General features: G+C 57.1%; 2 protein-coding genes. Both read left to right on the top strand.

Annotated elements, in window-relative coordinates; translation table 11 throughout:
• Window positions 1-225 (top strand): hypothetical protein (locus tag N1032_RS26640; protein WP_259543669.1); only part of this gene is annotated, 225 nt, incomplete at its 5' end.
• A partial coding sequence (locus tag N1032_RS26635; protein WP_259543668.1) for a hypothetical protein occupies window positions 222-587 on the top strand: 366 nt, incomplete at its 3' end. The genes N1032_RS26640 and N1032_RS26635, both read left to right, overlap by 4 nt.

The raw sequence follows: 587 nt of genomic DNA, 5'->3' as shown, positions 1-587 counted from the left end.
CGCTGGACGCGCGCGCGAATCCGCGAAACGTTGGCGGCCGGTAGTCTGAAACGCTATCGCACATACGAGATCTTACGCAATGCGCAGCTGAAAGAATCCGCGTTCGAATGGCTGCGGTTCTATTTTAATAAATTCCAGCTGACCAAAGCCCCGGAAGGCGGCCATTTGCATAGCGGAAAGATTGTCGATGTAGATTATGGAATGACAGTGGAGGCGAATATTTGAAACCGTTCATTATCTGCCTTTGTGATTTATCCGGGGTAATGGCCGAACCGTGGACGGCGGCGGGGTTCAATGCCGTTCTGGTTGATCCGCAGCATCCGGCCGGGGTTTCGTTCGAACGGCTGCCGACCGGCGCGTTTGTCTACCGTGTCGGCGACGTGGTGAATTCGCCGGATGCGATGAACCTGATTCGCTCCATCATCGAACGCCGGTTAGTCGCCTTCGTTGCAGGCTTCCCGCCTTGCACTGATGTAGCCGGAAGCGGCGCGCGTTGGTGGGAAGGTAAGCGCCTGCGTGATCCATATTTCCAGGCAAAGGCGGCGTTAGTCGCCGAACAATGCCGCATGGTCGGCCAGCTGTCTGGC

This window comes from Herbiconiux daphne (assembly GCF_024979295.1).
GTDB classification, from domain to species: Bacteria; Actinomycetota; Actinomycetes; order Actinomycetales; family Microbacteriaceae; genus Herbiconiux; species Herbiconiux daphnes.
This window is presented reverse-complemented; position numbering and strand designations above follow the sequence as displayed.